The sequence below is a fragment of the Rhodococcus sp. P4_C10 genome (genome assembly GCF_056402135.1).
This window is the reverse complement of sequence record NZ_JBFUHZ010000104.1, coordinates 1-741: the sequence shown is the minus strand read 5'-3', so window position 1 is coordinate 741 and position 741 is coordinate 1. Positions and strand designations below refer to the sequence as shown.

Below are 741 nucleotides of genomic sequence, written 5' to 3'. Positions count from 1 at the left end.
GGCAACGGCAACGTGGCCATCGGCGGCGTCAACATCGGCAACGGCAACCAGGGTGGCGTGTCCTCCGGAAACGGTGGCGGCGCGATCGGCGGGAACAGCGGCAACGCGACCACCGGTGACGCGAACGGTGGCGGTGGCGGTGCCGGTGGGGCCGGCGGGGCCGGTGGGACGAACAACCCGACCACGAACACCACCACCACGACGACCACCGAGGAGAGCTGCAGCTTCCCGTTCATCTTCTGCTGACCACTACACCCGATCTCGGGCCGGTATCCCGCCACACATGGCGGGGTGCCGGCCCGACTCCGTGCGCCGGGTCCTCCTCTGGGGGGTGTTCGGTAGCCGCGGGGGTGGCCGGGTTGCCACCTTGGGTGCCTGTCGGCGACCGCGGTGACGGCGGAAGCTTGTGTGACAGAACGAAATCAACCCCCATCGAACGAGGAGCACCCAATGTCGAACACCATCAAGCGCGCATTTGCTACCGCAGCCATCGCCGCCTTCGCCCTGGCCGCCGGAGCGGGCATCGCGTCCGCTGACGCGAACGGCGGTGCGGGCGCACCGGGTGGCGCGGGCGGAACTGCCCAGTCGGGCGACGCCCAGACCGGCAACGGTGGCAATGCCACCGGTGGTGCGGGCGGCAACGGCAACGTGGCCATCGGCGGCGTCAACATCGGCAACGGCAACCAGGGTGGCGTGTCCTCCGGAAACGGTGGCGGCGCGATCGGCGGGAACAGCGGCAAC

The 741-nt window shown here is 70.3% G+C and carries 1 protein-coding gene and 1 pseudogene; both read left to right on the top strand.

Annotation, left to right across the window (positions count from 1 at the left end):
• On the top strand, nucleotides 1-246 hold a 246-nt coding region (locus AC1DWC_RS26715), incomplete at its 5' end, for a hypothetical protein (RefSeq protein ID WP_477912019.1).
• A gap of 204 nt (nucleotides 247-450) precedes the next feature.
• Nucleotides 451-741: pseudogene (locus AC1DWC_RS26710) on the top strand (hypothetical protein); the annotation flags it as partial.